At 51.0% G+C, this 363-nt stretch carries 1 protein-coding gene; it reads right to left on the bottom strand.

Annotated features, from left to right (window positions below; genetic code table 11):
- The coding region (locus tag GFJ41_RS21245) for a carbonic anhydrase (RefSeq protein WP_500048762.1) at nt 1–363 on the bottom strand (363 nt) is incomplete at both ends.

The raw sequence follows: 363 nt of genomic DNA, 5'->3' as shown, positions 1-363 counted from the left end.
CCTCCCTTTAGTGCCAGTGTCTTCTTCACCAATCCTTCTCTCACGAATGGATACGACAGGAGGTTTCCCAGAGATACGTTCACCGCTTCCTTTTCGCAGGTGTCGCATTGAGCGCCGAATGGCAAGTCTTTGCACTCAGCTACAACCTTGTTCTTGGCGGGTAATGCAATCTTCACCCAATCCTCAATGAAGTCAGTGGAGGAGGATCCATCGTATGGGAAGGACATGACTCCCTTAATACCTCCACAGGCGCTGTGCCCAATCACAATAATCTCCTTCACCTTCAGGTGCAGAACAGCATACTCAACGGCGGCCCCAACTCCAGAGTATTTGGTCTTGTCGAATGGAGGGACCAGATTAGCG

The organism is Paraclostridium dentum (assembly GCF_012922555.1).
GTDB classification, from domain to species: domain Bacteria; phylum Bacillota; class Clostridia; order Peptostreptococcales; family Peptostreptococcaceae; genus Paraclostridium; species Paraclostridium dentum.
The sequence above is the reverse complement of the archived record's forward strand: the minus strand, read 5'-3'. Positions and strand labels throughout refer to the sequence as shown.